The sequence below is a fragment of the Geodermatophilaceae bacterium NBWT11 genome (genome assembly GCA_014218215.1).
Taxonomy (GTDB): Bacteria; Actinomycetota; Actinomycetes; order Mycobacteriales; family Geodermatophilaceae; genus Klenkia.
The window spans coordinates 980194-996411 of the sequence record CP043652.1; the positions used below are offsets into that span (position 1 = coordinate 980194).

Here is a 16218-nt window from a genome sequence, read left to right on the forward strand (position 1 = left end):
GGCCCACGCTACGGGCGCGGGCGCGAGGGGGACACCCGACCGGGGACCACCGGGTTCAGCGACGTCGCCGCAGTCCCCGACGGGTCGGCGCGGGCACCTCGGCCAGCTCGGCGGCAAGGGTGCGGAGGGCCACCCGCAGCGGGGAGCGCTCGGCGACCTCGGCGAGGGTGCGGCCGGCGGCGAGGGCCGCGTCGGCCGCCCGCCTGTCGGCGGGCAGGAAGGCCCCCACGCGGATGCCGGCGAACCGGCTGAGCGCGGTGGCGATCTCCTGCTCGGGGTCTCCGGGCACCGGCCCCCGGCGGACCTGGTTGACGACGACCACCGGGGTGACGTCGGGCAGCACCTCGCGCAGCTGCCCCAGGGCGCGGACGGTGCGCTGCAGCGCGACCGGGTCGGCACCGCTCACGCACAGCACGGTGTCGGCCCGCTCCAGGACCGCCACCGTCGCGCCGTTGCGGCGCGGGGCGGCCGTGTCGAAGGACAGCTCCTCGTCCTCCTCCACGCAGAACGCGCAGTCGACGACGGTCAGCGCCGACAGCCGCCGGGCCTGCTCGAGGAGCGTCTCCACCGACTGCGGCCGGACCTCGGGCCAGCGGTCGGCCCGGGACAACCCCGTCAGCACCCGCAGCTGCGGCGCCACCGCCCACGCCGTCCGGGCCAGCCCGGGGACGTCGAGGGTGCCGGCCGATGCCAGCCGGGCCGCCGCGGCGATGCCGGGGGACTCGTCGAGCAGCCCGAGCACCTGCGCGACCACCCCGCCGTAGACGTCGGCGTCCACCAGCAGGGTGGACACCCCGAGCCGGGCGGCCTCGTCGGCGACGCTCACCGCGACCGTCGTCCGGCCCGGTGCCCCGGTCGGCCCCCACACCGCGACGACCCGCCCGCGCCCGGTGGGCCGGTCCGCAGGGTCCTCGGGCAGGCCCAGGACGGGCAGCGCGGCGCGCGGGTCGCCGACGTCGTGGCCGGTGGCAGGCACCCCGCTGACCGCCTCGCGCAGGGCGCGGGCGATCTGGGCGGCGTCGGCGTCGGCGGGGAGCACCCGGGAGACGCCGAGCTGGCGGAGCCGGTCGGCCCCGGTGCGGTCGCCGGGTTCGACCAGCCCGACCACCGCGACCCCGGCGGCGAGCAGCCGGGCCACCGCGTCGCCGTCGAGGCGACGGAGCTCGGCCGACAGCAGCGCGGCCTGCCCGGTCCCGGTCGCGGCGGCCGCGAGCAGGTCACCGATGTCGACGCACCGCCGGACGACCGTGACGCCGTGGTCGGCCCGGTCGAGCTCACCGACCAGCTCGGACTCCCAGGCCGCGCCGGTGACCGCGGTGAAGACCTGCAGCGCCATCAGCCGGTCGGCCCGGCCGTGGTCGGGGCCGTCGACCCCGGGGTCGCGGTCACCGGGCCCTCGGCGGACTCGCGGACCACGACGACCAACGCCCGGCCGCCGATCGCGGACAACACGTCCTGGGCGTCGTCGGCCCGGACCGCGACGACCACCTGGACCGTCGTGGTGGCGGTGGACAGCACGCCCTCCCCCCGACCGGACACCGCCTGCACGGGCGCGCCACCGACCACGAGGTCGACGTCGCCGGTGACGACGCCCGCCCCGGCAGCGGGGTCGGCGACGGCGTAGACGTCGACCAGCTGCCCGCGGGCCAGGCTGGGCGGCACGTAGCCGGCCTGGACGGGGAGGGCGAGCTGCACCAGGTCCGAGCCGGGTTCCAGGGCGGCCCGCGGGAGCAGCTCCCCCGCCGAGACCGCCCGGCCGAGCACCTGACCGGCGGGGCGCGTCGTGGTCGAGAGGTAGGCCGCGGCAGCGTCGTCGAGCCGGACGGAGGTGGCCACCAGGTCCTCCTCGGTCAGGACGGTCCCCGCCGCCAGGTCACCCGAGGCTGCCCAGACCGGCACCGTGGCGTCGGCGGCGGTGACCACCCGGGCACCGACCACGACGGAACCCAGCACGAGCAGCACGCCCAGGACCAGCCGCAGGTCCAGCCAGCGGGGTGGCCGCACCCGGCGTGGGGTGGGCCCGTCCGGTGGCGCGGCCGCGGACACGGCGTCCCTGCTCGTGCCTGTCCCCGTGGCCATGCCACTCCCCGTCGTCCCACGCGCCCCACTGGGCCCGGTCGGACGCAGATGATGACGTAGGAGACCGGACGAGTGCTCTGGTTGTCCACAGCTGCGGGTGTGGACTGCCCCGACGGGGTCACCGCCCGGGGTGCCAGACTGGGGCCACCTCACGAGGGAGACGACCGACACCGTGGCCACCCAGCGCTTCCTGACCCTCGACGACGTCGCGGAGATCCTCAACGTGTCGTGGTCGCAGGCCTACGCGTTGGTCCGCCGCAAGGACCTCATCGCCATCCAGATCGGCGGCCGGGGCCAGTGGCGGGTGGAGAACGAGGAGCTCGAGCGGTTCATCGCCCAGAAGTACGCCGAGGCCCGCGGGAGCACCCCTCCCCCGGTGTCGGCGGACGCCGAGGACGCCCGCACCTCGTGACGGCCGGGGCGCTCAGCCCCGGGACGACACCGCCGGTGACACGACGGCCAGAGCGGTGAGCACGACCGTCCGTACCTGACGGACGGCGGCCCGACGTCGCGGCTCGTCGGCGGGGTGCTCGGCGAGCTCGAAGTAGTCCGCGCCGACCCGGTCGACGGTCCCGGTGAGCACGCTGCCGTCGACCAGCACGCACTGCAGCGGCGCCCGGTCCCGGGCCAGTGCGCGCACCGCCCGGCGCAGGTCCCAGGCCCGGGCCACGAGACCGTCGTCCGCCGGGGCGGCGGTCGCCGCTCCCAGCCCGACCAGGGCGCAGACGCCGGCGGTCGCCACCAGGTGCTCGCGGCTGCGCTCGTCGACCAGCAGCACCCAGTCGGGTCCGAGATCGGCCACCCGACCCGACACCTCCCCGGCGCCGGTACAGGTCAGTCCGACCTCGTGCCCGCGGGCGCCACCGAGCCGGTCGAGCCACCGGAGCCGCCCCACCGCGGCCCGGGAGCGTGAGGCGCCCTCGGCCCGCTCCGCGGCGGACTCCGCGGCGTCGAACTGCGCCTGCAGGTCCGCGAACAGCTGCTCCCACCGCACACCGGCGAGGGTAGCTGTCCACAGATCCGTGCATTTGGTTGCGTTTGCTGTCTTTGAGCGTGTTCAGTGTCGACGACCGAGGAGGACGACGTGACGGTGCGACGCTGGGCGACGACGACGCTGGCCATGGCCGGCACGGCGGTGCTGCTCGCCCTGCTGGCCCCCGACCGGGCGCTGGTGGACGCCGTGCTGGCCGGTCCCCAGCAGCTGGTCGACACCCGGGGGTCCGACGTCCTCGTCGTCGTCCTCGCCTGGGTGCTCGCCGCGGCGTGCTGGGCCTGGGGTCTGCTCGGCCTGGTGCTCACCGGTCTCACCGCGGTGCCCGGGGTCGCCGGCCGGGTGGCCGCCGTCGCACTGCTGGTGCTGCTCCCCGCCGGTGCCCGGCGGGCGGCGGCCGTCGCCGTCGGCCTCTCGCTGGCGACCGGTGCCGTGCTCCTACCGGCGGGAGCGGCATCGGCGACCCCGGTCGTGACGGCCACCGCCGACGCCGTCCCCGACTGGCCGACGGCCGATCCACCCGCCCCCGTGCCCGACTGGCCCACCGCCCCGTCGGCGGAGGACCACGTGGTGCTGCGGGGCGACTGCCTCTGGGACGTGGCGGAGGCCTGGCTGACCGCCCGGTCCGGAGGCACCCCACCGACGACCGGCTCCGTGGCCGCGGCGGTGGCGGCGTGGCACCAGGCCAACGCCGACGTGATCGGCCCCGATCCCGACGTGCTGCTCCCGGGTCAGGTGCTCACCGCACCGCCCGCCCCCTGACCCGTTGCCCACCCGAGAGGACCGACGATGACCGTCGCACCCACGACCGCACCCGACCCCGCGCTGTCCGACCCCGGGGTGACCGATCCCGGGCTGACCGGCCGGGACGTGTTCGGCCGCCCGCGCCCGCACGGGGTGCACCTGCGCCTGGTGCGCACACCCGGCCCGACGGTCGACCCGCACCCGGTCACGTCGCTGGTGCAGCTCGGCGTCCGCCCACCCCGCCCGGTGTGGACCCCGGGCCCCCGCCCCCGGGTGGACGTGGTCGACGAGGACGGCGACTTCGGCCCCAGTCCCACGCGTCGCCTGGACCTGCCCGACCCCACGACCGCCGGACGCCGACTGGTGACCCTGACCCTGGAGGCCTTCACCGGCCGGCGGCCGTTCACCCAGCTGCGGTCCTCGTTCACCCTGCCGGTGTTCACCGCCGTCAGCCGGGGGCGGCGCCCCCGCTGGTGCGCCGAGGGGACCGGGCCGCTGCTGGTCACCTCGGTGCGCGTGTCCGAGCCGGTGGACGGGGTGGCGGAGGTCAGTGCGGTGGCCCGCCGCAACGGACGCGCCCACGCCGTGGCCGCCCGGCTCGAGGGCATCGACGGCGCCTGGCGGTGCACCGCCCTGCAGGTCGGCTGACGAAGGACCCCCTCGCCCCCCGGCCCACGCTCCGCGCGGCCCGGGCCCCTGCGAGGGGGCCGCTCCATCAGGTGGCGGCCACTCCGTGGCACTGCTTGTACTTCTTGCCCGACCCGCAGGGGCACGGAGCATTGCGGGCCGGGGTCTTCGTCCCGGTGACCGTCGCGGACTTCGCGGCCTTGGCCCGCCCGGACTCGGTGGTGGAGCTGTCCAGGCTCGGCGCGGAGTAGCTGAGCCGCTCGTCGGCCCGGGGCTCCTCGAGGCCCTTGACCGACAACGCCGGGCCGGTGCCGGTCTCCACCGGCGCGGGCTCGGCGGCAGGAGCCGGGGCCGGGGCCTGGGCCTGGGCCTGGGCCTGGGCCTGGGCCTTCGGGGTGCGCCGGGCCGTCGGCGTGGGGGCGGCACCGTCGGTCACCGCAGCCGCTGCGGGGGTCGCAGCCGGCGCGGCGGCGGCCGCAGCCGCCTGACGGGCGAGGACCCGCTCGTTGCCGGCCTGGGCCCGGGCGAGCGCCTCGGCCTCGGCGGTGTCCTGCTTGGCCTTGGCCTCCGCCTCCTGCTGCTCCTTGGTCTTGACCTCGAGGTTGAACAGGAAGCCGACGGACTCCTCCTTGATCCCGTCGAGCATCGCGTTGAACATGTCGTAGCCCTCGCGCTGGTACTCCACGACCGGGTCGCGGTTGGCCATCGCCCGCAGGTGGATGCCCGCACGCAGGTAGTCCATCTCGTAGAGGTGCTCGCGCCACTTGCGGTCCAGGACGCTGAGCAGCACGCGGCGCTCGAGCTCGCGGGTCACCTCGGCTCCCAGCGTCGCCTCGCGCTCCTCGTACTGGGCCTGCACGTCGGCGAGCAGCTCGCGCTTGAGCACGTCCGCGGTGAGCGCGGACTGGTCACCGTCGGCGTGCTCGTCGAGCAGGTCCTGCTGGTCCAGGCCCACCGGGTACAGCGCCTTGAGGCCGGTCCACAGCTGGTCGAGGTCCCAGTCCTCGGCGTACCCAGCCTCGGTGGCGCCGTCGACGTAGGCGCTCACGACGTCGTCGAGCATGGACTCGATCTGCTCGTGCAGGTCCTCGCCGTCGAGCACCTTGCGCCGCTCGTCGTAGATGACGGTGCGCTGGCGGTTGAGGACCTCGTCGTACTTGAGGACATCCTTGCGGGTCTCGTAGTTCTGCTGCTCGACCTGGGTCTGGGCCGACCGGATCGCCCGGCTGACCATCTTGGACTCGATCGGCTGGTCCTCGGGGACCCGCAGGGTGTTCATCATCGACTCGAGCATCGGGCCGTTGAACCGGCGCATCAGGTCGTCGCCCAGGGACAGGTAGAACCGCGACTCCCCCGGGTCGCCCTGGCGACCCGAGCGGCCGCGCAGCTGGTTGTCGATGCGCCGGCTCTCGTGCCGCTCGGTGCCCAGCACGTACAGACCGCCGGCGTCGACGACGTCCTCGTGCTCCTTGGCGACCTGGGCCTTGGCCTCGGCGAGCGCGTCGTCCCAGGCGGCCTCGTACTCCTCCGGGGTGTCCGTGGGGTGCAGGCCGCGGGCGCGGAGGGCGTCGTCGGCGATCACCTCGGCGTTGCCGCCGAGCTGGATGTCGGTGCCACGGCCGGCCATGTTGGTGGCGACGGTGACCGAGGCCAGCCGCCCCGCCTGGGCGACGATCGAGGCCTCCCGGGCGTGGTTCTTGGCGTTGAGCACCTCGTGCGGGATGCCCCGCTTGAGGAGCACCTTGGAGACCATCTCGGACTTCTCCACGCTCGCGGTGCCCACCAGCACGGGCTGGCCGGCCTCCACGCGCTCGGCGATGTCGTCCACCACGGCGTCGAACTTGGCCTTCTCGGTCTTGTAGATGACGTCGGAGCGGTCCTCGCGGACCATCGGGCGGTTCGTCGGGATGGGCACGACGCCGACGCCGTAGGTCTGGTTGAGCTCGGCGGCCTCGGTCTGGGCCGTGCCGGTCATCCCGGAGAGCTTCTCGTAGAGCCGGAAGTAGTTCTGCAGCGTGATCGTGGCGAGGGTCTGGTTCTCGTCCTTGATCGCCACCTTCTCCTTGGCCTCGATGGCCTGGTGCATGCCCTCGTTGTAGCGACGCCCGGCGAGCACACGGCCGGTGAACTCGTCGACGATGAGCACCTCGCCGTTGGTGACGATGTACTCGTGGTCCTTGTGGAAGAGCTCCTTGGCCTTCAACGCGTTGTTGAGGTAGCCGATGAGCGGGGTGTTGACGGCCTCGTAGAGGTTGTCGATGCCGAGCTGGTCCTCGACGAACTCGACGCCCTCCTCGGTGACGGCGACGGTCCGCTTGGACTCCTCGACCTCGTAGTGCCGGTCCTTCTTCATCAGCGGGACCATGCGGGCGAACTCGCCGTACCACTTGGCGGACTGCTCGGCCGGGCCGCTGATGATCAGCGGCGTGCGGGCCTCGTCGATGAGGATCGAGTCGACCTCGTCGACGATCGCGAAGTGGTGGCCGCGCTGGACCAGGTCGCCCTTGGTCCAGGCCATGTTGTCGCGCAGGTAGTCGAAGCCGAACTCGTTGTTCGTGCCGTGGGTGATGTCGTGGGCGTACTGCTCACGCCGCTGGGCCGGCTTCTCCCCGGAGAGGATCGTGCCGACCGAGAGGCCGAGGAAGCGGTGCACCCGGCCCATCCACTCCGCGTCGCGCCGGGCCAGGTAGTCGTTGGTGGTGACCACGTGCACGCCGTCGCCGGTCAGGGCGTTCAGGTAGGCCGGAAGGACACCGGTGAGGGTCTTGCCCTCACCGGTGCGCATCTCCGCGATGTTGCCCAGGTGCAGGGCGGCACCGCCCATGAGCTGGACGCGGTAGTGCCGCTGGCCCAGCGTGCGCCCGGCGCCCTCGCGGACGACGGCGAACGCCTCGGGGAGCATCGAGTCCAGCGACTCGCCGTCGGCGTAGCGCTCCTTGAACTCGTCGGTCTTGCCCCGCAGCTCGGCGTCGGTGAGGTCGACGACGTCGTCCTCGAGGGACTCGACCGCGTCGGCGATCTTGGACAACCGCCGGACGAGCTTGCCTTCACCAGCGCGCAGGATCTTCGAGAACACCACGGAGCCCAATGTAGTGCGGCCCTGCCACCGTCCCGGCTCAGCGCAGGACGAGCCGCTTCTCCTTCGGGTCCAGCACGACCTCGCGACTGCCCTGCCGCATCCCCTCGAGCACCGTGTCCACCACGGCCTGCTGGTCGAACCCGGCGGGCAGCTTCGGCGGCGAGCCGGCCAGCGCGCGGTCGACCAGGCCGGTGTCCACGTGCGGGGGCTTGACGTCCAGGACGGTCAGCGACCGGGCTCGCACCTCCCGCCGCAGCACCGACGCCCACGCCGACAGCGCGGCCTTGGAGGCGGAGTACTCGGCCATCTGCAGCGTCGGCGCGTCGGCCACGATCGCGGAGAGCAGGACGACCGCTCCCCCGTCGGTCAACCGGGGCAGCGCGGCCCGGACCAGGCTCATCGGGGCCAGCGTGTTCACCGCGAACAGCTCCTCGGTGACGGCGTCGTCGGCGTCGGCCGCCGGCCCGAACGCGACCACCCCGGTCGCGACGACGACCGCGTCCAGCCCGCCCAGGGCGTCGGCGGCAGCGGCCACGGTGGCCCGCACGGCGTCGACGTCGACGGCGTCCACGGTCCAGGAGGGCACCCCGCCGAGGTCGGTGGCCAGTGCCTGCACACGGCCGGGGTCGCGGCCGGTCACCGCCAGCCGGGCGCCGGCGCCGGCCAGACCCCGGGCAAGGGCACCGCCCAGCACGCCCGTCGCCCCGGCCACCAACACGCGCGCTCCCTGGAGTTCCACGGGTCGGTCCTGCCCCCGCCACGCGTGCGCCAACCGCGCTTCCGCAGGCGTACGGCACACCATGGGCCTCGCCGTACCCTGCGCCGGTGGCCCGTGACGAGCTCTCCGACGACCTGCGCACCTTCTTCACCGAGCGGCACCTGGCGACCCTGACGACGCTGCGGGCCGACGGGACCCCGCACGTGGTCCCGGTCGGGGTGACGTTCGACCTCGAGACCCGCACCGCCCGGGTGATCACCTCGGGCGGCTCGGTGAAGGCCCGGCACGTGCGGGACGGCGCCGGGACGGCACGGGTGGCGGTCTGCCAGGTGGACGGGCGGCGCTGGACCACGCTGGAAGGCGTGGCCACCCTGCGGGACGACGCGGCGTCGGTGGCCGACGCGGTGACGCGGTACACCGCGCGCTACCGCCAGCCGCGGGAGAACCCGGCCCGGGTCGTCCTGGAGATCGCCGTCGACCGGGTCCTGGGCAACCAGTAGGACCCCTCGGGACGCGCACGCCCGCCACGAGCCCCGGGACGGGGCCGGGGACTCGTGGCGGGCGCGCGGGTGTCGCTCCCTAGACGCCGGCGGTCTCCCGCGCGACGTCGGCCGCAATCGCATCGGCGTCGCCACCGGCGGAGTCACCGGCGAGCCGGATGAGGCCGTAGTCGTAGGCGTGCCGGCGGTAGACGACCGTCGGGATGCCGGTCTCCGCGCAGGCGAAGAGGAAGAAGTCGTGCCCGACGAGCTCCATCTCGTGCAGGGCCTGGTCCACCGTCATCGGGGTCGCGGGGTGCTGCTTCTCCCGGACGACGCGGCCGGGGAGGTGTTCCTCGGGCTCGAGCGGGTCGGCCCCGACGGGGGCCGGCTCACGGTCGACCGCGGGGGTGGCGTCGGCGAACGCCGCGCCGTCCAGGCGGACGCTGGCCGGGGTGCGGCGGCCGTGGTGCACCCGTCGCCGGTCGGCAGCACGGCGCAGCCGGTTCTCCAGCTTGGTGACCGCGGCGTCCAGGGCGGACTGGAAGTCCGCCGCACAGGCCTCGGCCCGGACGACCGGGCCCTTGCCCCGCAGGGTGATCTCCACGCGCTGGCAGTTGGCGGACTGGCGTGGGTTCTTCTCGTGGAGCAGTTCCACGTCGAAGCGCTCGATCTTGGCGTCGAAGCGCTCCAGCTGGCCGACCTTGTCCTCGACGTGCTGTCGGAAGTGCTCGGGCACCTCGACGTTGCGACCTCGGACGACGATCTCCATGTGACCTCCCGAACTCGGGTGTGATCGATCCGACGCTAGCCCCGCGCGGGGCAGCACCACAACGTGAACGACGGCGTCTCACCCCCACCGCCCGTGACGCACCGTGATCACTCCTGGCCCAGCGGTCACCGGGGGTCGAGCACCGGCCGGGGTCGCCGCGACCACGGCCGCCAGCACCGTGCCGGTCGCCGGCGCGACCGGCAGCGCGGCCGCCGCCTCGCACAGCGTCGCCCCGCTGGTCACCACGTCGTCGACGAGGACGACCAGTGCGTCCGGTGGCACCCCCGGGGCCCGCCGGGGCACGAAGGTGCCGGCCAGGTTGGCCCGGCGGTCGGCCGCGGTGAGCCCGGCGGAGTCCGCCACGCGCCCTCGTCGGGCGAGCAGTCGGGCACGTCGTGCGTCCAGCCCGGAGCCCCGCAGCTCGCGCACGGCGGCGGAGGTCAGCTCCCCCACGTGGTCCCGGCCGCGCTCGCGCAGCGCGGCCCGGCTGCTGGGCACCGGCACGAGCAGGAGGGGCCCGGGGCCGTCCCGTGCCGCCTGGCAGACCCCGACCACGGCGAGGGCCAGGGCCGCGCCGAGCGGGCCGGCGAGCTCGGCCCGGCCGTGCTCCTTGAACGCCAGCACCACCGGCTTGACCGGTCCGGCGTAGGGCCCGGCGGCGACCGTGGGCGGGAAACCCTCGGGATGCCGCCGCGGCCGGGCCAGGTGCGGGTGGGTCAGCCACCGGGCGCAGCGCGGGCAGACCACCTCCCCCGGGCCCCCGCACCCGGCACACACCCGCGGCAGCACGAGGTCGGCGAGCGGTGCGAGGAGGTCCTCGACCACGCTGCGCAGCACCCGGCGTCCGTCCACGGCCCCACCCTGGTGGGCCGTCGTCCCCCGCGGACGCCCCGCCGACGAGCTGTGGACAGACCCCACCGGTGTGGAGGACGGCGCCCGCGCCGTCCTCAGAGCGGGTAGAGGGGCGCCTCCCCGGGGAGCGGGCCGGCCCCCCGGACCAGCGTCGACCACGTGCCGCCCACCAGCTGCCAGAGCGTCCCGCCGGCCGAGACCAGCGGGGCCCGACTGGGCGCGGCGGCCACCGAGGTGGGCTGGCTCGGCAGCCCGGACAAGGTGACCGTCGACAGCCCCCAGCCGTCCACGCTGACGGAGTAGGGCACGGTGCTGTCCTCGGCGGCGTCCCCGGCGAGCACGACCAGGCTGCCGGCGTTGCGCCAGGCCACGTCGACCACCTGAGACAGCGCGGGGGCCACCGAGCGCAGGTCCCGCAGGGCGACCTGGTCGTCGCTGCGCACCACGGTGCCCACCAGGAGCTCGCCGCCGTCGGCGCCGCTGACCACGACCGCGGCCCGGACCCCGTCGGGGCTGAGCCGGAACTGCGTGGTCGGCCCCTGGCCGGCGAGGGTGGTGGCGGCGACGGTCTGCGGGGCGCCGGAGGCAGGGACCCGGATGACCTCGACGCCGTCCCGCACGGTCCAGACCTCGGGCCGGGTGGCCGCCGAGGTCGGCGGGGTGAGGGTGGTGGCGCTCAGCAGCGGCGCCAGGTCCCCGCCGTACGGCCCGTACAGCAGGGTGGCCTGTCCCCCGTTCCCGGAGACCGCCGCCAGCTGGCCGAGCGCATCGCTGCGCCCGTCGGCGGTGATCGCGGCCGAGGTGAGGCCGTACACCCCGGTGCCGGCCGGTCCCGGGGCCGCGGAGCCGTCCGTGGCCACCCGGAGCGCACCGGACGAGAGGTAGTGGCCGACCGAGGAGACCGGCACCGAGTCCGGGTCCAGCCCGGCCCAGTCGTCGACGGACTGCTCGTCGGGCACCCCCGGGACGTCCACCGGCTCGCCGTCGATGCGGATCCGCACCGCGCGCACCAGCGGGTCCAGGGACCACACGAGCTGGGCGGACAGGGCGCTGGCGTCGTCGTCCCCACCGGGCTCGGTGCGGGTGAGGTCGACGGTGGCGACCTGCCGCTCGACCACGACGTTGCTGCGCAGCTCGTAGCCCAGCAGCGGGTTGGCCACCCCGGCCGCGATGGCGGTGGAGGGGCCGGCGATGAGCCGGTCCACCAGCGACGTCGGCTGGTTGCCCCCGCCGACGAAGAACCGGGGGTCGGGCACGACCCGGGTGCCGGTCGGGTCGAGGAAGTAGGCGGAGACCTGGTCGTAGGTGCGCGAGAAGTCCGGTTCCAGGAGCACCAGCCCGTCGACCGGGTCGGCGATCCGCCACTCGCCGTCCTCCTGCACCAGCGTCGAGGTGCGGGTGAAGACCTGCTCGGCGCCGACGGTGAAGACGCCCTGTCCGTCGACGGTGCCGACCAGCTGGGCGGTGATCTCCACCGTGCTCCCGTCGGTGGCGACCGGGGCGTAGTCGCTGCTGATCACCGTGACGCTGCCGGTGTCCGACCACGTGTCGGCCGCCTCGGTGGTCAGGTACTGGCGGGCCACCGGGTGGTTGCGGGTGGTGCTGGCCATCGCCTCGACGAAGCCGCGGACGACCTCCTCGGGGCTGGCGCCGGCCTCGGGGGGCAGCGCCTCGATCCCGACGTCGGACGGCGGGTCGGCGACCTGGGTGATCTGCACGGTCGGGGAGCTGGTCGGCACCGTGGTGCAGCCGGTCAGCAGTGCGAGCAGCACGGCGACGCAGCCGGCCCGGGCCCTCACCGGGCCACCCCCGGACGACGGACGACGGCCGGGCGCAGCGGGAGGGGCGAACCGGTGAGCTCTGTGTCCGGGGACAGCGGGAGGGTCAACCGGAACTGGGCACCCTGGTCGGGCTGGCCCCAGACCTGCAGCCAGCCACCGTGCAGCCGGGCGTCCTCCAGGCTGATCGACAGACCCAGGCCCGAGCCGCCGACGGTGCGCACCCGGGCCGGGTCGGCCCGCCAGAACCGGTCGAACACGTGCTGGGCGTCCTCGGAGGACAGCCCCACGCCGTGGTCGCGCACGGTGATGGCCGCGGCTGTGCGGTTCGCGGCCAGCGTGAGCTCCACCGGCCGTCCGGCCCCGTGCTCGATGGCGTTGCCGACCAGGTTGCGCAGCACCCGCTGCACCCGGCGGGCGTCGACGTCGGCGATCACGGCGCGGTCGGGGGTGCGGACGTCGAGCCGGCAGCCGTGCCGCTCCGCGAGGGTCTCCATCCCGGAGACGACCCGGTGCAGCAGCGGGGCGAGGTCGGTGGGTTCGGGCTCGAGCACCGCGACCCCGGCGTCGTAGCGGCCCATCTCCAGCAGGTCCGACAGCAGGAGCTCGAACCGGTTGACCTCGGCGTAGAGCAGCTCGGCGGAGCGGGCGACGGCCGGGTCGAAGTCGGTGCGCGACTCGTAGAGCACCTCGGCGGCCATCTGCACGGTGGTCAGCGGGGTGCGCAGCTCGTGCGAGACGTCGGAGGTGAACCGCTGCTGCAGCTGGGACAGGCCCTCGAGCTGGGTGATCTGCTTCTGCAGGCTGTCGGCCATGGCGTTGAAGCTGCTGGCCAACCGGGCCAGGTCGTCCTCCCCGCTGACCGCCAGCCGTTCCTCCAGCTGCCCCTCGGCGAGCTTCTGCGCCCCCCGCGCGGCACGGCGCACCGGGTCGACCACCAGGCGGGTGACCAGCACCCCGATGCCGACGACGAAGAGGGTCAGCGCGATCCCGCTGATCACCACCGTGCTGCGGATGAGGGACAGGGACTCCTGCTCCTGGTCCAGCGGGAAGGCGTAGTAGAGGTCGACCTGCTCCCCGCCCTGGCCGTCGATGGGCACCGGGGCGCCGACCAGCAGCGTCGGTGCCGGTTGCTGACCGGCGTCGGGCATCTCGGCGTACTGGTAGTTCTGCGACCCGGCGTCCACGGCGCTGACCAGGGCCGGGGGCAGCGCGGGGTAGAGGAACTGCCGGCTGGCCGCGGGGCGGGCGGTGTCGCCGGTCCGGTAGACCATGACGACGTCGAAGTTGCCGGCCTCGCCGTTGCGGCTCTGCAGCTCCCGCACGGTGCGGTCCAGGGTGGACCGGACACTCGCACCGTCGCCGGTGACGATCCCGGAGACCTGCGACTGGGCGTAGGACACCCCGGCCTGCATCTGGTCGATGGCGGCGTTCCGCTTGACCTGCAGCAGCTGGTCGCTGATCTGCCGGAACAGCACGAAGCTCACGATGACGACGACGATGCCGGCGACCAGCATGGTGATCGCCCCGATCCGGAACTGCAGCTGCGACCGCCAGGCGCGCCACAGGGCCCGGGCCCACCGCTGGGCCGTGGCCCTCGGGTTCACCGGCAGGTCACGGCGGACCGGCCTTGTAGCCGACGCCGCGCACGGTGAGCACCACCTCGGGCCGCTCGGGGTCGCGCTCGACCTTGGCGCGCAACCGCTGGACGTGCACGTTCACCAGGCGGGTGTCGGCGGCGTGCCGGTAGCCCCACACCTGCTCGAGCAGCAGCTCACGGGTGAAGACCTGGCGGGGCTTGCGGGCCAGCGCCACGAGCAGGTCGAACTCCAGCGGGGTGAGTGCGATGGCCTCCCCACCGCGGGTGACCTGGTGGGCCGGGACGTCGATCGCGACGTCGCCGATGACCAGGTTCTCGGCCTGCCCGGTCTCCCCGCGGCGCAGCTGGGAGCGCACCCGGGCGACGAGCTCGACGGGCTTGAACGGCTTGGTGACGTAGTCGTCGGCACCGGCCTCGAGGCCCTGGACGACGTCGATGGTGTCGCCCTTGGCGGTCAGCATGATGATCGGGACGCTGGACTGGGTGCGGATGTCGGCGCAGATCTGCAGCCCGTTGCGCCCGGGGAGCATGAGGTCCAGCAGCACCAGGTCGGGCCGGACCTGCTGGAACGTGGCGACCGCCCGCGCGCCGTCGGCGACGAACGCCGGTTCGTAGCCCTCCCGGCGCAGCACGATGCCGAGCATCTCGGCCAGCGCGGCGTCGTCGTCGACGACCAGCACTCGCCCACGGGAGGGACCGGGGGGTGACGCAGCGGGTGACACGCCCCCCATTGTGCGTGAGCACCCCCGGACGCACCGCACCCTCCCGGATGAGATCCGGGAGGGTGCGGTCCGAACAGGAGCCGAAGCGGTCAGCGTGCCCCGCCTCGGCCTGCCTTCAGGGCCCCGCGGCGTGCGAAGCGCGTCGTGGGGGGAAGGCAGGTCCTTCTAGTAGCGGTAGTGGTCGCTCTTGTACGGGCCCTCGACCGGGACGCCGAGGTAGTCAGCCTGCACCTTGGACAGCTCGGTGAGCTTCACGCCGAGGGCGTCGAGGTGGAGGCGGGCGACCTTCTCGTCGAGGTGCTTGGGGAGCACGGTGACGCCGGGGGTCTTGCCCTCGTAGGCCGCGCGGTTGCCCCACAGCTCGATCTGGGCGAGCACCTGGTTGGTGAAGGAGTTGCTCATCACGAAGCTGGGGTGCCCGGTGGCGTTGCCCAGGTTCAGCAGCCGACCCTCGGACAGCACGATGATCGTGTGGCCGTCCTCGAACTTCCACTCGTCGACCTGCGGCTTGATGTTCGTCTTCACCACGCCGGGGGTCTTGGACAGACCGGCCATGTCGATCTCGTTGTCGAAGTGCCCGATGTTGCCGATGATCGCCTGGTGCTTGGTGGCGGCCAGCTGCTCGGCGGAGATGATGTCCTTGTTGCCGGTCGTCGTGATGATGATGTCGGCGGTGCCGATCACGTCGTCCAGCGTGGTGACCTGGTAGCCCTCCATGGCGGCCTGCAGGGCACAGATGGGGTCGATCTCGGTGACGATGACCCGGGCGCCCTGGCCGCGGAGGGCCTCGGCGCTGCCCTTGCCGACGTCGCCGAAGCCGCAGACGACGGCGACCTTGCCGCCGATCATCACGTCGGTGGCGCGGTTGATGCCGTCGATGAGGGAGTGCCGGCAGCCGTAGAGGTTGTCGAACTTGCTCTTGGTGACCGAGTCGTTGACGTTGATCGCCGGGAAGAGCAGGCGGCCGTCGCGGGCGAGCTCGTAGAGCCGCAGGACGCCGGTGGTGGTCTCCTCGGTGACGCCCTTGACGGCCTCGCCGATGCGGGTCCAGTACTGCTGGTCCTGGGCGAGCGTGTCGCGCAGGACCTGCAGGACGACGGAGAACTCGTCGCTGTCGGACTCGGTGGTGTCGGGCACGGCGCCGTCCGCGGCGAACCGGGTGCCGAGGTGGACGAGCATCGTGGCGTCGCCGCCGTCGTCGAGGATCATGTTCGGGCCGATGACGGTGCCGGACTCGTCACGGAACTCGAACAGGCGCTGGGTGCACCACCAGTACTCCTCCAGCGACTCGCCCTTCCAGGCGAAGACGGGGGTGCCCGACGGCGCGTCGGCGGTGCCCTCGGGGCCCACGGCGATGGCCGCGGCGGCGTGGTCCTGGGTGGAGAAGATGTTGCAGGAGACCCAGCGGACGTCGGCGCCCAGCGCGGTCAGGGTCTCGATGAGGACGGCGGTCTGCACGGTCATGTGCAGCGAGCCGGCGATGCGGGCGCCGGCGAGGGGCTTCTCCTCGCCGAACTCCTCGCGCAGGGCCATGAGGCCCGGCATCTCGTGCTCGGCGAGGGAGATCTCCTTGCGGCCGAAGCCGGCGAGGGAGAGGTCGGCGACCTTGAAGTCGTCGGTGGTCAGTACGCGTGCGCCAGTAGAGGCGGTCATGTCGCTCCAGAGTGTCCCGGCCGCGCCAGAGGGGCTGCGGCTGCGTCGGTCCTGTTCGTGAGCGAGCATGCCGAGGCTTCGGCGGGGCTCGTGCCGTCGCCCAGGCTACCGGTTGTGCGGCGCT

15 protein-coding genes are annotated in these 16218 nt (G+C 74.0%); 4 read left to right on the forward strand and 11 right to left on the reverse strand.

The features are described 5' to 3' along the window. Positions 1 to 55 precede the first annotated feature (55 nt). Positions 56 to 1336, reverse strand: a complete 1281-nt coding sequence (locus tag F1C76_04625) for a chromosome partitioning protein (protein ID QNG35965.1) — start codon at positions 1334 to 1336, stop codon at positions 56 to 58. Then, on the reverse strand, positions 1336 to 2079 hold the full coding sequence (locus F1C76_04630; protein QNG35966.1) for a flagellar biosynthesis protein FlgA: 744 nt from the start codon (positions 2077 to 2079) through the stop codon (positions 1336 to 1338). Before F1C76_04630 ends, F1C76_04625 begins: the two co-directional genes overlap by 1 nt. 172 nt (positions 2080 to 2251) lie before the next feature. Between F1C76_04630 and F1C76_04635 the strand changes: the two genes are divergently transcribed. After that, positions 2252 to 2491, forward strand: a complete 240-nt coding sequence (locus tag F1C76_04635) for a helix-turn-helix domain-containing protein (protein ID QNG35967.1) — start codon at positions 2252 to 2254, stop codon at positions 2489 to 2491. A gap of 12 nt (positions 2492 to 2503) precedes the next feature. Here F1C76_04635 and F1C76_04640 read toward each other — a convergent pair whose 3' ends face one another. After that, the gene (locus F1C76_04640) at positions 2504 to 3073 is read right to left on the reverse strand and encodes a hypothetical protein (protein ID QNG35968.1); all 570 of its coding nucleotides are present in this window, start codon (positions 3071 to 3073) and stop codon (positions 2504 to 2506) included. Positions 3074 to 3163: 90 nt separating this feature from the next. Between F1C76_04640 and F1C76_04645 the strand changes: the two genes are divergently transcribed. Continuing rightward, the gene (locus F1C76_04645) at positions 3164 to 3832 is read left to right on the forward strand and encodes a hypothetical protein (GenBank protein QNG35969.1); all 669 of its coding nucleotides are present in this window, start codon (positions 3164 to 3166) and stop codon (positions 3830 to 3832) included. Positions 3833 to 3925: 93 nt separating this feature from the next. Next, complete coding sequence (locus tag F1C76_04650) at positions 3926 to 4462, forward strand: hypothetical protein (GenBank protein QNG39014.1); 537 nt, start codon at positions 3926 to 3928, stop codon at positions 4460 to 4462. 67 nt (positions 4463 to 4529) lie between these two features. Here F1C76_04650 and secA read toward each other — a convergent pair whose 3' ends face one another. Both secA and F1C76_04660 read right to left on the reverse strand, forming a co-directional pair. Further along, positions 4530 to 7520, reverse strand: a complete 2991-nt coding sequence (gene secA / locus F1C76_04655) for a preprotein translocase subunit SecA (protein ID QNG35970.1) — start codon at positions 7518 to 7520, stop codon at positions 4530 to 4532. Between the two features lie 37 nt (positions 7521 to 7557). Continuing rightward, the gene (locus F1C76_04660) at positions 7558 to 8259 is read right to left on the reverse strand and encodes an SDR family NAD(P)-dependent oxidoreductase (protein QNG35971.1); all 702 of its coding nucleotides are present in this window, start codon (positions 8257 to 8259) and stop codon (positions 7558 to 7560) included. Positions 8260 to 8345: 86 nt separating this feature from the next. On the opposite strand from F1C76_04660, the gene F1C76_04665 reads away from it, so the two are divergent. Then, the gene (locus F1C76_04665; protein QNG35972.1) at positions 8346 to 8738 is read left to right on the forward strand and encodes a TIGR03618 family F420-dependent PPOX class oxidoreductase; all 393 of its coding nucleotides are present in this window, start codon (positions 8346 to 8348) and stop codon (positions 8736 to 8738) included. A 79-nt stretch (positions 8739 to 8817) separates the two neighbouring features. Here the strand turns inward: F1C76_04665 and raiA are convergent, their stop codons facing one another. The 6 genes from raiA to F1C76_04695 form a co-directional block, all read right to left on the reverse strand. Further along, positions 8818 to 9489, reverse strand: a complete 672-nt coding sequence (gene raiA / locus F1C76_04670) for a ribosome-associated translation inhibitor RaiA (protein ID QNG35973.1) — start codon at positions 9487 to 9489, stop codon at positions 8818 to 8820. Positions 9490 to 9567: 78 nt separating this feature from the next. Further along, the gene (locus tag F1C76_04675) at positions 9568 to 10341 is read right to left on the reverse strand and encodes a ComF family protein (protein ID QNG35974.1); all 774 of its coding nucleotides are present in this window, start codon (positions 10339 to 10341) and stop codon (positions 9568 to 9570) included. A gap of 95 nt (positions 10342 to 10436) precedes the next feature. Continuing rightward, complete coding sequence (locus F1C76_04680; GenBank protein QNG35975.1) at positions 10437 to 12140, reverse strand: hypothetical protein; 1704 nt, start codon at positions 12138 to 12140, stop codon at positions 10437 to 10439. Continuing rightward, entirely contained in the window at positions 12137 to 13636 is a 1500-nt protein-coding gene (locus tag F1C76_04685) for a HAMP domain-containing histidine kinase (GenBank protein QNG39015.1), read from the reverse strand. Before F1C76_04685 ends, F1C76_04680 begins: the two co-directional genes overlap by 4 nt. 97 nt (positions 13637 to 13733) lie before the next feature. Then, on the reverse strand, positions 13734 to 14450 hold the full coding sequence (locus F1C76_04690) for a response regulator transcription factor (GenBank protein QNG35976.1): 717 nt from the start codon (positions 14448 to 14450) through the stop codon (positions 13734 to 13736). Positions 14451 to 14606: 156 nt separating this feature from the next. Further along, entirely contained in the window at positions 14607 to 16094 is a 1488-nt protein-coding gene (locus tag F1C76_04695; protein QNG35977.1) for an adenosylhomocysteinase, read from the reverse strand. Positions 16095 to 16218 lie beyond the last annotated feature (124 nt).